Origin of the sequence: Microcoleus sp. B3-D7 (assembly GCF_036705305.1) — a bacterium.
Classification (GTDB): domain Bacteria; phylum Cyanobacteriota; class Cyanobacteriia; order Cyanobacteriales; family Microcoleaceae; genus Microcoleus.
Genome location: NZ_JAUBUE010000003.1, coordinates 1 through 15,790, shown reverse-complemented (window position 1 = coordinate 15,790; position 15,790 = coordinate 1). Strand labels below are relative to the sequence as shown.

Annotated in this window: 11 protein-coding genes; 9 read left to right on the top strand and 2 right to left on the bottom strand. The window is 44.0% G+C overall.

Annotated features, from left to right (window positions below; translation table 11 throughout):
- Positions 1 to 675 precede the first annotated feature (675 nt).
- On the bottom strand, positions 676 to 945 hold the full coding sequence (locus tag QUB25_RS03220; RefSeq protein ID WP_333181986.1) for a hypothetical protein: 270 nt from the start codon (positions 943 to 945) through the stop codon (positions 676 to 678).
- A gap of 60 nt (positions 946 to 1,005) precedes the next feature.
- Between QUB25_RS03220 and QUB25_RS03215 the strand changes: the two genes are divergently transcribed.
- Both QUB25_RS03215 and QUB25_RS03210 read left to right on the top strand, forming a co-directional pair.
- Positions 1,006 to 2,127: a glycosyltransferase family 4 protein gene (locus tag QUB25_RS03215; RefSeq protein WP_333181985.1), complete on the top strand. Its 1,122-nt coding sequence runs from the start codon at positions 1,006 to 1,008 to the stop codon at positions 2,125 to 2,127.
- A gap of 11 nt (positions 2,128 to 2,138) precedes the next feature.
- On the top strand, positions 2,139 to 2,372 hold the full coding sequence (locus tag QUB25_RS03210) for a hypothetical protein (protein WP_333043063.1): 234 nt from the start codon (positions 2,139 to 2,141) through the stop codon (positions 2,370 to 2,372).
- Positions 2,373 to 2,495: 123 nt separating this feature from the next.
- On the opposite strand, the gene QUB25_RS03205 is transcribed toward QUB25_RS03210, so the two are convergent.
- On the bottom strand, positions 2,496 to 3,431 hold the full coding sequence (locus tag QUB25_RS03205) for an exopolyphosphatase (RefSeq protein ID WP_333181984.1): 936 nt from the start codon (positions 3,429 to 3,431) through the stop codon (positions 2,496 to 2,498).
- Positions 3,432 to 3,497: 66 nt separating this feature from the next.
- On the opposite strand from QUB25_RS03205, the gene bioF reads away from it, so the two are divergent.
- The 7 genes from bioF (at position 3,498) to QUB25_RS03165 (ending at position 15,678) form a co-directional block, all read left to right on the top strand.
- Entirely contained in the window at positions 3,498 to 4,670 is a 1,173-nt protein-coding gene (gene bioF, locus QUB25_RS03200) for an 8-amino-7-oxononanoate synthase (RefSeq protein WP_333181983.1), read from the top strand.
- Positions 4,671 to 4,974: 304 nt separating this feature from the next.
- The gene (gene pirA, locus QUB25_RS03195) at positions 4,975 to 5,124 is read left to right on the top strand and encodes an arginine synthesis PII-interacting regulator PirA (RefSeq protein WP_172185012.1); all 150 of its coding nucleotides are present in this window, start codon (positions 4,975 to 4,977) and stop codon (positions 5,122 to 5,124) included.
- A 1,109-nt stretch (positions 5,125 to 6,233) separates the two neighbouring features.
- Positions 6,234 to 9,158 (top strand): ATP-binding protein, encoded by a 2,925-nt coding sequence (locus QUB25_RS03185; RefSeq protein ID WP_333181982.1) that lies wholly within the window; start codon positions 6,234 to 6,236, stop codon positions 9,156 to 9,158.
- A gap of 169 nt (positions 9,159 to 9,327) precedes the next feature.
- Positions 9,328 to 12,255 (top strand): ATP-binding protein, encoded by a 2,928-nt coding sequence (locus tag QUB25_RS03180; protein WP_333181981.1) that lies wholly within the window; start codon positions 9,328 to 9,330, stop codon positions 12,253 to 12,255.
- Between the two features lie 12 nt (positions 12,256 to 12,267).
- Complete coding sequence (locus QUB25_RS03175) at positions 12,268 to 12,639, top strand: response regulator (protein WP_333041608.1); 372 nt, start codon at positions 12,268 to 12,270, stop codon at positions 12,637 to 12,639.
- 152 nt (positions 12,640 to 12,791) lie between these two features.
- Complete coding sequence (locus QUB25_RS03170) at positions 12,792 to 14,129, top strand: response regulator (protein WP_333064411.1); 1,338 nt, start codon at positions 12,792 to 12,794, stop codon at positions 14,127 to 14,129.
- A gap of 157 nt (positions 14,130 to 14,286) precedes the next feature.
- Complete coding sequence (locus QUB25_RS03165; protein WP_333064412.1) at positions 14,287 to 15,678, top strand: ATP-binding protein; 1,392 nt, start codon at positions 14,287 to 14,289, stop codon at positions 15,676 to 15,678.
- Positions 15,679 to 15,790: the final 112 nt, after the last annotated feature.

Here is a 15,790-nt window from a genome sequence, read left to right as displayed (position 1 = left end):
AGTAGCGATTAACGCATAACCAATGACTATTTCAATCGTCCCCAGGCTCTGCCTGGGCAGACTTTTGGAGGAGGTACCTCCTCGATTAAAAGGAGAAAACAATTTGGAGGCAGAGCCTCCAAATCCTCATTACCAGGGTCTTCCCATTGGTGACAACTTACGAAAATATTACAAAAGTCAAGTAGGATAGGCAGACAGATTTAACTGCTGCCTAATCCTGGCTTTCTGCTCCAGGGTAAACGCATCTTAATTTGAACCCAAAATATGCTACAGTTAAATGCGAATAAATTTCAAGGTAGTTATTGTAGTTTATGGGTGCTATCAATGGCAAAAGGTTTTACTCAAACTTTAAACACCAACCAAAACAAACAGATTCCTTGCCTGTGGTGAATATATTAAATGCCAGTTTTTTAGAATATTTGACCAATTTGAACTACCCCAGAATAGAAAGAATAAAAAAAATTACTCAAAGATGTTACACCGGAATCGCATCTTAATTAAGGTAGAATGGTGAGGAAAATTTTTAAAACATTTGACAGCATAATTCAAGTGCAGCTCCTAAACTAAGGAATGAAAATTGAGTGTGATGCTGATAGCCAGCTAAGCACGCTCGCTGGCGTTCCACCTAGTTGATTTATCTCCATCACGTGTTCTTGCCTAGGGCGTGTTTTCAACCTATAACCACAACCAAATGCAGGCGATCGTAATCAGGGCTGTATAATTGGTAGCCAGCTTATCATCTCGAATAGCGATCGGACTCCATTGCTTGAGTCGGTGGATAGCACGTTCAACAATGTTCCGTTGCCGGTAGATTTCACGGCAGTTTTTTTCCATCTGCCTCAGTGAGGGATACCTGCCGGGAGTCGATTCCCAGTTTAACTGTTTGTTGGTCGCCGATCGCGTCTCCACCGCAGCCCTGCCTCTGGCGGGTGCATTTTCTGTCATTTGTCAAGTACAATTTATACCAAATTAGATGCGATCACCCTGCACTAATAACCAATAAATATGGTTCACTTTAACGTTGCCTTTCAACACTTTAACTCCTTCACCGACATTACCCTATCCCTGGCGAAAACTTTACACCAAATGGGCATTCCTATTTCGGTCGAACCTTCAACAATAGCCTCTCATTTCAGCCGCCATTCCACAGCAGAAGAAAACGACCTGCTAGAGAAGTGGATGAACACCACACCCTCAGATTTATTTCAGATCAAATGGTCTCATTATTGGAAACCTTATTTTTTCAAAGAACTCAACGGACATCTAAACTTAGAACTTTTTGCTATCAATTACGAATTCGCCAAAAACAATGATGATTATGATTACTGGATTTACGATGCTGTTAACACTTCATCCCACAAACTAGCCGTCAGTCAATATTCTAAAAACGTTTTAATAAAAGCTGGATGTCCGGCGGCCAACGTCTCAGTCATGCCTCTAGGTTTCAATCCTTTAATCTCGCAACTCTATTTGCCCCGACCGCAACAAAACCAAAAAGATGTAAAACATATTCTGCACATGACCAATTCTTTTGATTTGTATAGATTTGGAACGGATCTCGCCATTCAAGCTTTTTGGGAAGAGTTTAAGTATGATTCTAACATAGAGTTAATAATCAAAGATGGAGGCAAAAATTCAGATGTTATAGTGAAACATCTCGCCCATATCGAAAAGCAGCTCGGCAAGTTAAAGGCCAAAATTCTGATAATCCCTAAATTTTATAATAAAGCAGAACTAGCGGATTTATACTTGTCAGCCGATGCTTTTTTAGCTCCGTTTCGCGGCGAGGGTTTTGCGATTAAAATTTTGGATGCCTTTGCAGCAGGTTTGCCCGTTGCTATGACTATGTACGGCGGCCCGACTGAGTACGCCAATCCTCATAACTGCTATCCCATTGCTTACGATATAATTCCCGTAGGAAAGTGTTACGATACTCAGTATCTAGAAATCAGAAATGCTCCTCATTGGGCAGAACCAAATGTTCAGTCTGTTCGCGAACAGTTGCGAAAAATTGTTGAAGACCCGATGCGTTTTCACGTAGCTCAAAAAGCTAGAGAGACGGCAGATTTATTTAATTGGGAAGCTGCCGCTCAAAAATTGTTAAGATTAATGCGAAAGTTGTTTTAGGAGCAGAAATTATGGGACTCGAACGCAAAATGTTTAGGGGAATGTTTTCACCCGGGGAAGTGGTACGATTGAAACAGCCTTGTTTTACTCCCGGGCGATTGTTTGAGCCAGGAAAATATAACGCTGATGAGTTGCCGGATATCGCTTTTGATATGGGTTTGGTAGACCATTTGCCACCAGTCAAAGGCAACAGTTCAGAAAATCTCAATGTTCAGAACCAGCCCGCTCAAAACCTTGAGGACTAAACTCTCGTTTGCAGTAAGGACTTCAGTCCTAAAAATGCCCCTTTGTAGTAAGGACTTTAGTGCTGAAAATTAAAATAAATAATCAAAGACTCAAGTCCTGACTGCAAAAAAGATAAAGCCAATTTAACCATTTTCTTCTATCTGGGCAATTAACTCTTTCAAAACTTGACTAGCTTTGTCGTTCTCAATCTGACAAGTTCCGGCATTTTGGTGCCCACCGCCTCCATATCTTAACATTAACTCCCCAATATTAGTTTGAGAAGTTTTGTTAAAGATTGACTTGCCAACTGCGAGAACAGTATTTTGTTGTTTCAGTCCCCAAAGTACGTGAATTGATATATTGCACTGAGGAAATAAAGCATAAATTACAAAACGATTCCCCGCATAAATCACCTCTTCGTTACGCAAATCCAAAACAACTAAATTATTATAAACTTTGGCGCATCGCTGTATTTGCTCTTTAAATTTTTCTTCTTGCTCGAAGTAGAGGTCTACTCTTTCTTTTACATCAGGAAGCTGCAATATTTCATCGATAGTATGATTTTTGCAGTAATCGATTAACTGCATCATTAACTGATAATTGGAAACGGTAAATTCTTTAAACCTTCCCAACCCCGTTCGGGCGTCCATTATGAAGTTTAACAGCACCCATTCTTGCGGGTGCAGAACCTCTTCTTTGGCAAATTGAGCGGAATCTGATTTGTCAACTGCCGCCATCATCGCCTCAGAAATATCAGGAAACTTTGCTTGGCCTCCATAATATTTGTACAGTACCCTAGCTGCCGAAGCTGCATAGGGATCGATGATGTGGTTAATTTTGATTTTCTCGTGTCTAAGAGTTTCGCTGAAATGGTGATCGAAAGCTAGATGAACTCCATCAACATAGGGTAAATTGGTGCTAATATCGTTATTTGTTATTTCGATTTTCCCATCCTGCATATCTTTAGGATGCACGAATTTAATCTCGTCGATCATATCGAGTTCTTTGAGCAAAACGGCACAGACAAGACCGTCAAAATCGCTGCGGGTGACTAATCTGTATTTTTTAGTGAGTGGCATATGCTTCTGTGATAGGGAGGAACTGATCACCAGCTAATATAACGTATTACCCGATCGCTTTCCAATATGAACGCAGACCCTTACGCTTGGATAGAGAAGGCCCTGGACACAGTTCGCCGTGCCGATTGGTATCGATCGCCAGAATCGATCGAAAGTTCCCCTGGGCCGGTGGTAAAATTAGCAGGCCGTCGGCTGATTAACTTTGCCAGCAACGATTATCTGGGGCTTGCGGGCCATGACAGGTTAATTCAAGCTGCTATGGCTGCAACTAAGGAATTTGGTACGGGTGCGACGGGTTCAAGGTTGGTTAGCGGACACCGCGATTTACACCGACAGCTAGAACAAGCTATTGCTAATTTAAAACAAACTGAAGATGCTTTAGTATTCAGTTCGGGATATTTGGCGAATCTAGGGGCGATCGCATCCGTTGTAGGCAAGCGCGATTTGATATTATATGACAAGTACAACCATTCGAGCCTGAAAAACGGAGCTATACTCAGTGGTGCAACTGCCCTAGAGTACACTCACTGCAATCTTGAGGATTTAACGGCAAAGTTAGAGAAAAATCGCGCAAGATACCGCAAGTGTTTAATTATTACCGATAGCGTCTTTAGCATGGATGGGGACTTGTGTCCGCTACCGCAGTTGTTGGCTGTGGCCGTAACCTTTAACTGCATGGTATTAGTAGATGAAGCTCATGCTACAGGAGTTTTCGGTGCTAGCGGTGCCGGTTGTGCAGAACATTTCGGGTGTACGGGAACACCGCTGATTCAAGTGGGCACACTCAGCAAAGCTTTGGGAAGTTTAGGTGGTTACGTTGCGGGATCTGCTGCTTTAATTGATTTTCTGCGTAATCGAGCTCCGAGTTGGATTTATACTACAGCATTGACGCCTGCTGACGCGGCGGCTGCTTTGGAAGCTGTGAGGATTGTACAGCAAGAACCAGAACGCCGAGTTCGGTTGCGAAAAAATATCGAAACTTTCAAATATTGCGCGATTACCAATCACCAATTACCAATTAGTAATTCCCTCTCCCCTATTTTCAGTCTTCCGTTAAAAGATGCAGCCTCCGCTTTAACAGTCGGCAGCAAACTCAAGGAGATGGGTATTTTTGCTCCGGCGATTAGGCCTCCGACTGTAAGCGTCAGTCGAATTCGGATTTCGCTGATGGCAACTCACGAGCTCGCACACCTTCAGCAGTTGGTAGAGGCGCTGGAGGAAGTTTTGAGTTTTGAGTAAATGTTGGGTACGTCATAAGTACCTTACCCTTTGAGTAAATGTTGTGAGATGGGGAGAATTTCTACTTCTGCCTTCTGCAGCTCTAGGCTTCTGCAGCTCTAGCTTTCTGCCTTCTGCAGCTCTAGCGTTCTGCCTTTTTTTTTATTGTCAAGATATCGCTATTGACTTATGGCCAATCTTATACAGGAGTTTGGTCGATCGGTCAACAACTGTAAATTTTTTGTAAATTTAGATACTTTTTGAAATTTAGCGCTATATTAGAGAAGTAGCAGGTACACCAAATTTAATATAAGGAACGTCCACCATGAACACAAATCGTCAAAACGTAAAAAAAGTAGCAGAAACCCACCGCGCTAACATTCACAAGCAACTGATGCACCGCATAGAAGTAGCGAGATCCAGTGGGAACCAAGATTTGGTTCGGGTGCTTGAAGAGGAAATGAGACAGCTTTAAAGAAGCTGCAACTAGAATTTGCCGTAGTTTGGTTTAGAGGGTTGTGCGAGAAATGCAGAATTCCGGCAACCGCTACCTGTGAACTTTTGACTCCTCTCTTAGTTGGTAGGAAAAACCCCGGTTTCTTGAAGAAACCGGGATTTTTTATTGAGAAGGAAGAATAAAGAAGCAAGAGGGAACACTCCTGCACGCACAAACTCTATCTTTAGGGTGCGCCTCAGCCCACAGAGTCTGTACCAATAGCGGATTGAACCATTTATTTTTTGCGTAAGTTCTGAAGTCAGAACGAAGAAGCAAGAGGGAAGAACAAGACTTACGCTGCATTCCTTCTATTTTGACACTATCTGTAGTAGTAAGGTGCGCCGAGGCCCACTCTACTAATTAACTACAGGAGTTACGCAATTGGCACATGGCGAGGGCGTGATCACCGCCTCACCAATCACTTTAAGCAGTCTGGGGCACTGACAAGTGGACAGTCGCGACTAACAACCAAACTCAATCCAGCACGAATAACGTACACTCATGTGTGTGCTATTCCTTGGAAAATTGAGCAATTTCCTAGGGAAATCAAGCCACTAAGGGGAGAGAATATTGCCAGTGCCGTCAAGCTAGAATTCCCAGAAATCATATTGCTTGCCATGAACTTGCGTGGGGTAGGCGCTCAAAATTTTAGCCGATAAAACTCGTCAAACAATATATCAAATTAAACACGGCTGCTATCAAATTATTTAATTGAGCAACTAAAACTTGCCGAAGTTCCGATATTTATTGTCTAATTTTTTGGTGCTGGCACACAAAGGTGTGACAGTTGCGTAAATCCTGCCCAATTTCTCTGTAATGCCTGAAGTCCCTAAATACCCAACGGGTTAGGCGAAGCCATCAACCGCATGGCTAAAAAAACACAAAATTAGCAACACTCAGAAGTTAGAAATAAAATGTAATAAGATAATATTGAAGATGGATTGAGATAGATTTTCATGATTGACTGGGAAAGGCAGCTTAGCCAAAATTTAAGGCTAGCAACCATTATTAACAGAAACAAGTTTAGATATATAAACCTGAACATCGGGTAGCGACTGCAATATCCAAAAAATATATAGGTAAAATTGATGGCGACAGACATCCGACACCAGCCGGAAAACGGCTACCATTCAGAACCAACTCAGCCTTCCCCAACAGAAAATTTTAGTAGGCGATCGCCCATGCGCCTCCAGAGAAGCCTGAGTTCTATTGAAACCTGGGGCTTTGGCCTGAGCGGTCATATCGCATGGGTAACAATTGCACCACCAATGTACGCCGCTCTGGGCCCAAATGCAATTTTCGTCTGGCTGCCCGCGGTGCTGTTGGGGGTAATGCTGAACCTGCAAGTGAAACGCTTAGGGGAACATTGGCCAGAAATGTCCGGGGGAACACCCAACTATATCACCAGGCTACTGAGGAACTATCCCTCTCTGGGTCGCTATGCGGCGTTCGCTTACTTCCTGAGTTGGGTAGTATATCCATCAGTGAATGCGATCGTCATCACAGACCTCATCCAAGCTAACCTGGAACCCTTGGGCATTCAGTGTCCCAGAACAATTCTCATAGTTGGATTCACACTGATCGCTTATATTGTGGCATTTAGCGGCACTCGCGCTCTAGGAATACTGCACGCATTTTTCGTGTTCCCAGCAATTGGATTTCTACTGGTGTTTGGCATTCAAGGGATGGGATGGTTAGCTTTATCTCCAGAGAGTCCCGGACTTTTCCCCAGCAGTTGGCCAACCTTAACCTTTGTGGACTGGGCTAAGTGGTCGTGCTTCGCGATCTACGCGACTTGCGCCTGCGAAACAGCTTCTTCCTTTGTCGCCGACAGCCGTCGTCCCAGTGAAACTTTGCGGTTTCTGAACTTAGCTGCGGCGCTAATTGTGCCCATATTTCTAGCCAACTCTTGGGTACTAATGCGCTTAGCCACCGCTGAAGGACTGGGGGAAGACTCGTTTAAGAATTTATCAGCAGCCGCCGTCCCATTTTGGGGCCCGTCAGCTTCCTTAATCGTGACACTGTTGCTGGCTTCAAGCTGTTTTCTAGCTTGCGCCACGGCGGTTTCTAACTCTCCCCGAATTTTGTACCAACTCGCTCTAGATGGATATGTTGCACCCGTTTTTGCGATCGTTTCCCGCCGAGGTGTTCTGCAACCGGGCTTGATATTTTGCGTTTTAATTAATTTGATCGGTTTATTTTGGATAGATATAACTCGGCTATTGGTGATTGGTTGTGTTGCCTTCATCGTAATGTTGATGTCACTCTATCTCGGACTCTGGCTGCGGCGAGGATCTCCAGAAGTGCGATGGCCTTGGTGGGCATTAGGCTTCTTGATTTTGGATGGTGTGGTGTTGCTGGTTGGAGGCTTAGCTTGGAGTCGGGAAGATGTGCTGATTGGGTTGCTGTTTCCTGTGGTTATTTTCGTAGTGGATGCGGCTATCCGTCGCATTCCCTTTGCACCGTTTCATCCAGAATGGTGGATTCAGTGTTATCGGCAAGATCGCAAGAGCTTGATACCAGATTTTGTGGCGTTTCAGGTTGTAGTCGCGATTTTACTGATTTGTAGCGCCGTTACGGTCGGCTGGTTGTTTGGTATCCCCTTAGAGCCTAACTCAAGTCTTGCCTCTAATCTTTTGGTAGTGCTAGTCTTGAGTATCACCTTTGTCGGGGTAGCCGTTGCCTGTTGGACGAGCATATCCCAGGTTGTCTTAATGGACGAGGCACGAGAGGGAGCAGAACAGCTTTTTACCATTGCCCTAGATGCTATTGTAGTGCTGGATGAAAAAGGTGTAATTCGTCAGACTAATCCCGCTGCTGAAAGCGTCTTCGGAATAGATATTACAAGGCTAATTGGGTCTTACCTGAACAAATTACTACCTGGATTAGCGGCTCAGCCAGAGCAGTGGCTCAGTCGCAGCGAACAAACCCTCAACTTACCCGATGGAAACTCGCGCATCCTCGAAGTTGCCATCTCAAACCGATTCTCTAAACAAGCTTCTCTTTCCAATCAGGATCTCCAAGAATATGTGGCGATCGTGCGCGATATCACCGATCGCAAGCAAGCCCAAGAATCCCTACAAAAAGCTAATGAGGAACTAGAAATCAAAGTCGAGGAGCGTACATCTGAACTCACCCATACTGTGCAGCAATTGCAGAATGAGATTGAAGAGCGCCAGCGGATAGAAGCAAATCTCAGAGCTATGCAAAATCAAATTGTCGTGCAAGAAAAACTAGCTTCTCTGGGCAGTTTAACCGCAGGCATTGCCCACGAAATCAGAAACCCCTTAAACTTTGTCAACAATTTCTCAGAACTTTCTGCTGAATTAACAGAAGAACTGTTTGAAAAAATTGAAAATCAAGCAGAACGTTTAGATCCCGAAACCAGTGAGGATATTTCCGAGCTATTAACCGATCTCACAGCTAATCTTAAAAAAATCAATCAACACGGTCAAAGAGCCGACAAAATCGTTGGCAATATGCTGTTGCATTCTCGCGGACAAAGCGGCCACTGGGAAGCTACAGATATAAATAGTTTATTAGCCGAATATATCAATCTAGCCTATCACGGGATGCGAGCGAAGGAAGCTGCTTTTAACATTACCATAGAAACCGACTATGACAAAGACATTGGCGAAGTAGAGGTCGTGCCACAAGACATCGGCAGGGTTTTTCTTAACATTATTAGCAATGCTTGTTATGCAGCCTATAAAAAGCAGCAAGAAATCGGACAAGAATTTTCACCGCTGCTTGACGTGAGAACTCGAAATCTTGGTGACGCGATTGAAATCCGCATTCGCGATAATGGCCCAGGTATAAAACCCGAGGTACTCGATAAAATTTTTAATCCGTTTTTTACTACAAAACCACCAGCAGAAGGTACTGGTCTAGGTCTGTCTATCAGTCAGGATGTTATTGTCCAGCAACATCGCGGAGAACTCAAAGTCGAAACAGAAGTAGGAAAATACACAGAGTTTATAATCACATTGCCCAAAAAAAGTAGCAGAAATTAAGGAGTTCAAAAAATGAAAGTAATGGTTGTAGACGACGAGGAAGATATTCAGTCACTGTTCAAGCTGAAACTTAGGAAAGAAATCAAAGCAGGGCAAATTCAATATGGCTAAAAAACGCGAAATTAGCTTAATTCAGAAGTCAGAAATAAAATGTAATTAGGTAAAATTGATGGCGACAGACATCCCACACCAGCCAGCAAACGGCTACCATTCAGAACCAACTCAGCCTTCCCCAATAGAAAATCTTAATAGGCGATCGCCCATGCGCCTCCAGCCAACCCTAACGACACTGGAAACTTGGGGGTTTGGCCTTACGGGTCCTCTGCTATGGATTAGCGCTGCACCGGCCATACACGCCGCTCTTGGGCCTCAAGCTATCTTCGTCTGGATACCAGCAACAATTGTGGGGATGCTGTTGAACTTTCAGATGCAAAGCTTGGGCAGGAAGTGGCCAGAGATGGCAGGGGGAACGCCCAACTATACGGCGCGGCTGCTGAACAATTATCCCTGGTTGGGTAGGTATGGGGCGCTTGGATACTTTTTTAGTTGGTTATCGGTGCCAACGATCAACGCCCTGGTCATCACAGCCCTGATCCAAGCCAACCTGAAACCATTAGGGATTTCATGTCCTGAGATACTCCTCCAAATTGGCTTTACGGTACTCGCTTTTATTGTGGCGTTTAGTGGCACCCGCGCCTTGAGTATCCTGCATTTATGTTTCGTTCTACCCGCTGTGGGATTCCTCTTAGTTTTTTGCACTCAAGGCATGGGCTGGTTATTACTATCGCCAGCTAGCCCCGGCTTTTTTCCCGACAGTTGGCCTAGCTTTTCCTGGGTTGAATGGGCAAAATGGTCTTTTTTCGCCGTCTACGCTACTTACGGCTGTGAAACTGCTGCGTCATTTGTCGCTGATAGCCAACGACCGGGGGAGACTTTGCGGTTTCTGAGCTTTGTGGCTTGGCTGATTCCTATTCCCTATCTAGCCGGTTCCTGGGTACTGATGCGCTTGGCAACAGAACCGGGATTAAAAGACGACACCTTCTTAAACCTATTATCCGCAGCTAAACTCTTCTGGGGGCCGTGGGCCTCATTTATGGTGACGCTTTTGATCGTCGCGGGCTGCCTCCTAAGTTCCGCCACAGCGGTTTCCAATACTCCCCGCGTTTTGTACCAACTTGCCTTGGACGGGCACATATCGCCAGTATTCGGTGTTGTCTCCCCACGGGGCGTGCTCGGCCCAGCCCTGTTGCTGACGTTCTTGCTCAGTCTCATCTGTCTAGCTTGGGGAGATATAGGGCGTTTAGTAATGGTGGGCACAAGTGGTGGGCTGAGCGCCTTTACAATAGCCCATTTGGGGCTATGGGTGGGTCGGGATAGGCCAGGAGTGCTATGGCCTTGGTGGTCTGGAGGCTTTTTCCTGGTGGAAACAGTTGTCCTGATTGTTGGAGGCTTGGCTTGGAACTGGCAAGACCTGCTGATCGGACTGCTTTTGCCGATCGCTATTTTGGCAGTGGATGCTGCGATACGTCGCATTGCATTTCCCCCCTTCCATCCTGCGTGGTGGATTAAGCTTTATCGGGGGCAGTCCTACAGGATAACCAAGGATTTTGTAGCGCTTCAGGTAGGCATCCTGATCTTTCTGATCTGTAGCACTGCCGCGATCGCCTGGGTGATTAGAGCCACGTTAGACGGATTTCCAGGTGATGCTGCCAATAATCTTTTGATTGTTCTGGTGATGACCATAGGCTTTGTCGGAGTGGCAGTTGCCTGCTGGACGAGCTTACCCCAAGTCGTCTCCATGAATGAAGCACGAGAGGGAGCAGAACAACTCTTTACCATTGCCCTAGATGCGATCGTGGTGCTGGATGAAAGCGGAGTGATTCGTCAGACTAATCCCGCTGCTGAAAGCGTTTTCGGAATCGACACTACTGGGCTCCTAGGGCATCTCCTGAACAAACTACTGCCCGGATTAGCTTTTGAGCCAGAACTGTGGCCCAGCCGCAGCGAACAAAGTCTTAACCTGCCCGATCGCGACTCGCGTATCCTGGAAGTTGCCATCTCTGACCGATTTTCTCAAAATGCTTCGCTTTCAAATCAAGGTATGCAAGAATATGTGGTGATTCTGCGCGATATCACCGATCGCAAGCAAGCCCAAGAAGCACTGCAAAAAGCTAATGAGGAACTAGAAATCAAAGTCGAGGAGCGTACATCTGAACTCACCCATACTGTGCAGCAATTGCAAAATGAGATTGAAGAGCGCCAGCGGATAGAAGCAAATCTCAGAGCTATGCAAAATCAAATTGTTGTCCAAGAAAAACTAGCTTCTCTGGGCAGTTTAACCGCAGGCATTGCCCACGAAATCAGAAACCCCTTAAACTTTGTCAACAATTTCTCAGAACTTTCTGCTGAATTAACAGAAGAACTGTTTGAAAAAATTGAAAATCAAGCAGAACGTTTAGATCCTGAAACCAGTGAGGATATTGCCGAGCTATTAACCGATCTCACAGCTAATCTTAAAAAAATCAATCAACACGGTCAAAGAGCCGACAAAATTGTTGGCAATATGCTGTTGCATTCAAGAGGACAAAGCGGCCACTGGGAAGCTACAGATATAAATAGTTTATTAGCCGAATATATCAATCTAGCCTATCACGGGATGCGAGCGAAGGAAGCTGCTTTTAACATTACCATAGAAACCGACTATGACAAAGACATTGGCGAAGTAGAGGTCGTGCCACAAGACATCGGCAGGGTTTTTCTTAACATTATTAGCAATGCTTGTTATGCAGCCTATAAAAAGAAACAACAAATGGGAGCAGAATTTTCCCCGGTGCTTGACGTGAGAACTCGAAATCTTGGTGCGGCGATTGAAATCCGCATTCGCGATAATGGCCCAGGTATAAAACCCGAGGTACTCGATAAAATTTTCAATCCCTTTTTTACTACAAAACCACCAGCCGAAGGTACTGGTTTAGGTCTTTCTATCAGTCAGGATGTTATTGTCCAGCAACACCGAGGAGAACTAAAAGTCGAAACAGAAGTAGGAAAATACACAGAGTTTATAATCATATTGCCCCAAAAAAGTAGCAGAAATTAAGGAGTTCAAAAAATGAAAGTAATGGTTGTAGACGACGAAGAAGATATCCAGTCACTGTTCAAGCAGAAATTTAGGAAAGAAATCAAAGCAGGGCAAATTCAATTTCATTTTTGTCTGTCCGCAGAGGCAGCTTTGAACTACTTAGGAAACCAGGATGAAGCGTCTATTGTATTGATTTTATCGGATATTAATATGCCAGGAATGAATGGGCTAGAACTGCTCAGGATACTCAAAGAAAAGTTTCCCGATTTAAAAGTTTTTATGATTACGGCTTATGGAGATGAGAAAAATTACCAAACCGCAATGGCTTATGGAGCTGATGACTATATTACTAAGCCTGTTAATTTTGATACACTAAAAAATAAAATACTCAACTTGGAGTAAATTCACAAGGAAACATATTTAGTAATTGGTAATGAGTAATTGGTAATTGAAAGGAGTATCTCAGTCGAGTTAAAATTGCTCGATTGCATTTTCCTTCGGTTCTTCTGGAACGCTAAGTCTTTATAAGTTTTAAGAGTCACTGAAAAATTAATATGTCAGCAAAAATAATGTTTGTGGATGATGAACCCGATTTAGAATCTCTAATGTCCCAGAGATTTAGAAAAAAAATCCGCGCCGAAAAATGGCAGCTTTTTTTTGCCCATAACGGCGTACAAGCGCTGGAAAAATTGAAAGAATACCCGGATGTAGATATAGTAGTGACCGACCTTAATATGCCTGAAATGGATGGCCTGACTTTACTCTCTAAACTTAATCAGATAAACCTCCCTTTCAAAACAATAGTTATATCAGCCTATGGCGACCTGAAAAATATAAGAAATGCGATGAACTTCGGTGCTTTTGACTTTCTAACCAAGCCGATAGATTTTCAGGATTTAGAAATTACCCTCAACAAAACCCTGCGCGAGGTACAACAGTTAAAAGAAAATCTGCGCTTGCGGGAGTCAGAAGCTCGCGCTAGAGAAGAAGCTCAGCATTTACAGAACTGTATGCAAGACCTAAAAAAGACCCAAGCTCAACTGATTCAGACTGCAAAAATGTCTTCTTTGGGTCAAGTGGTTGCGGGGATTGCCCATGAAATCAATAACCCCGTCAACTTTATCTACGGCAATATCAGCCACGTCAGTGATTATATCCAAGACCTACTCCACCTGCTGCATCTCTATCAGCAGCAGCACACTCCTCCCAGTTCGGAGATTCAAACTGAAATCGAAGCCATAGATTTGGAATTTCTGATAGCAGATTTACCCGCAATTCTGGCTTCGATGAAAGGGGGTGTTGACCGCATTCAGAAGATTGTTTTGTCTTTGCGTAACTTCTCAAGGTTGGATGAAGCTCACATAAAGCCTGTTGACATTCACCAGGGGATAAAAAGCAGCCTGATGATTTTGCACAATCGACTTCACACAAGGGCAGCGCGTCCAGAGATTCAAGTAATCGAGGACTACAGCGCTCTGCCTTTAGTCGAATGCTATGCTGCAGAAGTAAACCAGGTGTTTATCAACATCCTTTCTAATGCGATTGATGCTTTGAAGGAGTACAACAAACAACGGTCACTAGAGGACATCCGCGCTTGCCCGCTGGCCATTACTATTCGCACTTTTCTGCTAGAGGAAAAATCCCGTATCGTCATTCAAATTCTGGACAATGGGCCGGGAATGACCGCCCAAGTGAAAGACCGTATTTTTGAACCATTTTTTACTACTAAGCCTGTAGGTGAGGGTACTGGTTTGGGTCTCTATATCAGCTACCAAATTGTACAGGAGAAGCATGGGGGCGCATTGAAGTGTTTTTCAGAGGTGGGGCAGGGAACAGAGTTCTGGATTGAAATTCCAATCAGACAAACGAGGACGACACTCAACCTTAGCTAATCCATCGACTTTTACCAAACTCAGAGCCTATTCTAGCCATCCGGTTTGCCATTGCAGAAACCAGCCTTTTCATTACTCCTGAAATAATCTATAATAGGACGTAAAGTAGATAAAAATTACTCGTTGGATAAGTTAATGAACCCCAGGAGTTCAAAAAATGTCGCCTACAACCGAAATGGCTCTCAAGATGCCAGCTAAAATATTATTTGTGGATGACGAGCCAGATTTAGAAACTTTAATTTGCCAGAAATTTAGACAAAAGATCCGCACAGGAGAATACCAAGTTTTTTTTGCACACAATGGTGTAGAAGCGCTTTCAACGTTGCGAGAGCAGCCGGATATAGATATTGTACTGACAGACATTAATATGCCAGTCATGGATGGCATGGCTTTGCTCGCGAAACTTAACGAGCTAGTTACTCTGGTCAAAACAGTAGTTATATCTGCCTATGGCGACTTGGGAAATATCAGAAAGGCAATGAACGGCGGGGCCTTTGACTTTTTGATTAAGCCAATAAATTTTCAGGATTTAGAAATTACAATTAACAAAACTTTATGCCATGTGCAACAGCTAAAGGATAACGAGCGCTCCCGCCAAGAAAGAGAGGAGAAATTGCGGCAATCGGAGGCGCGAGAGCGAGAAAAAGCCATCCAACTAGAACTGGCACTGCAAAATTTACAGCGCACCCAGTCTCAGCTTATTCAGACTGAGAAAATGTCGAGCTTAGGACAACTAATTGCAGGTATTGCCCACGAAATTAATAATCCCGTTAACTTCATCTATGGCAACTTAACTTATGTCGCGGATTACACTCATCAGCTATTGAGTTTAATCACGCTTTACCAGCAGCACGATGCCGATAAATACCCTGAAATCGAAGCTTTAATTGAGCAAATAGAGCTGGAATTTATCAAAGAGGATATGCCTAAAATGCTGTCTTCGATGCAATTGGGGGCAGAACGTATCCGTCAGATTGTGGTGACGTTGCGGAACTTCTCGCGCCTAGACGAAGCTGAGATGAAACCCGTTAATATTCATGAGGGAATCGATAGCTCTTTAGTAATTTTGCAGAGTCAGCTCAAGGCTAAGCCGAATTCTTCGTCTATTCAAGTTATTAAAAAATACGGAGATTTGCCACAAATAGAATGTTACGCCTGTCAGTTGAATCAGGTATTTATGAATTTGCTAAGCAATGCCATTTATGCCTTGAATCACTATGATAAAAAACTCAGCCCTGAGCAAATTAAAAACGAGCCTAGGACGATTACGATTGCTACTTCTCTGCTGAATCGCGATTGGGTAAGAATCAGTTTTAAAGATAATGGTCCGGGGATGACAAACGATGTAATAAATCGGCTGTTTAATCCTTTTTTTACAACTAAACCTCTGGGTGATGGCACGGGCTTGGGATTATCCATCAGCTATCAGATTGTGGTGGAGAAGCACGGCGGAGATTTGAAGTGTTTTTCGCAGCCAGATCGAGGTTCAGAATTTGTGATTGAGATTCCGATTAGGCAGAATAATCGGATAGAGATGAAGGCGAGTTAAGGGGAATTAAACAAAAAATCAGCAAAGTCTGGTAACAATACTCCGGACAGTTTTTCAAGAGGGAGGCGATGGCTTCGGCAAGCAACGCTTACGCAATAAATCACAGAAGCGA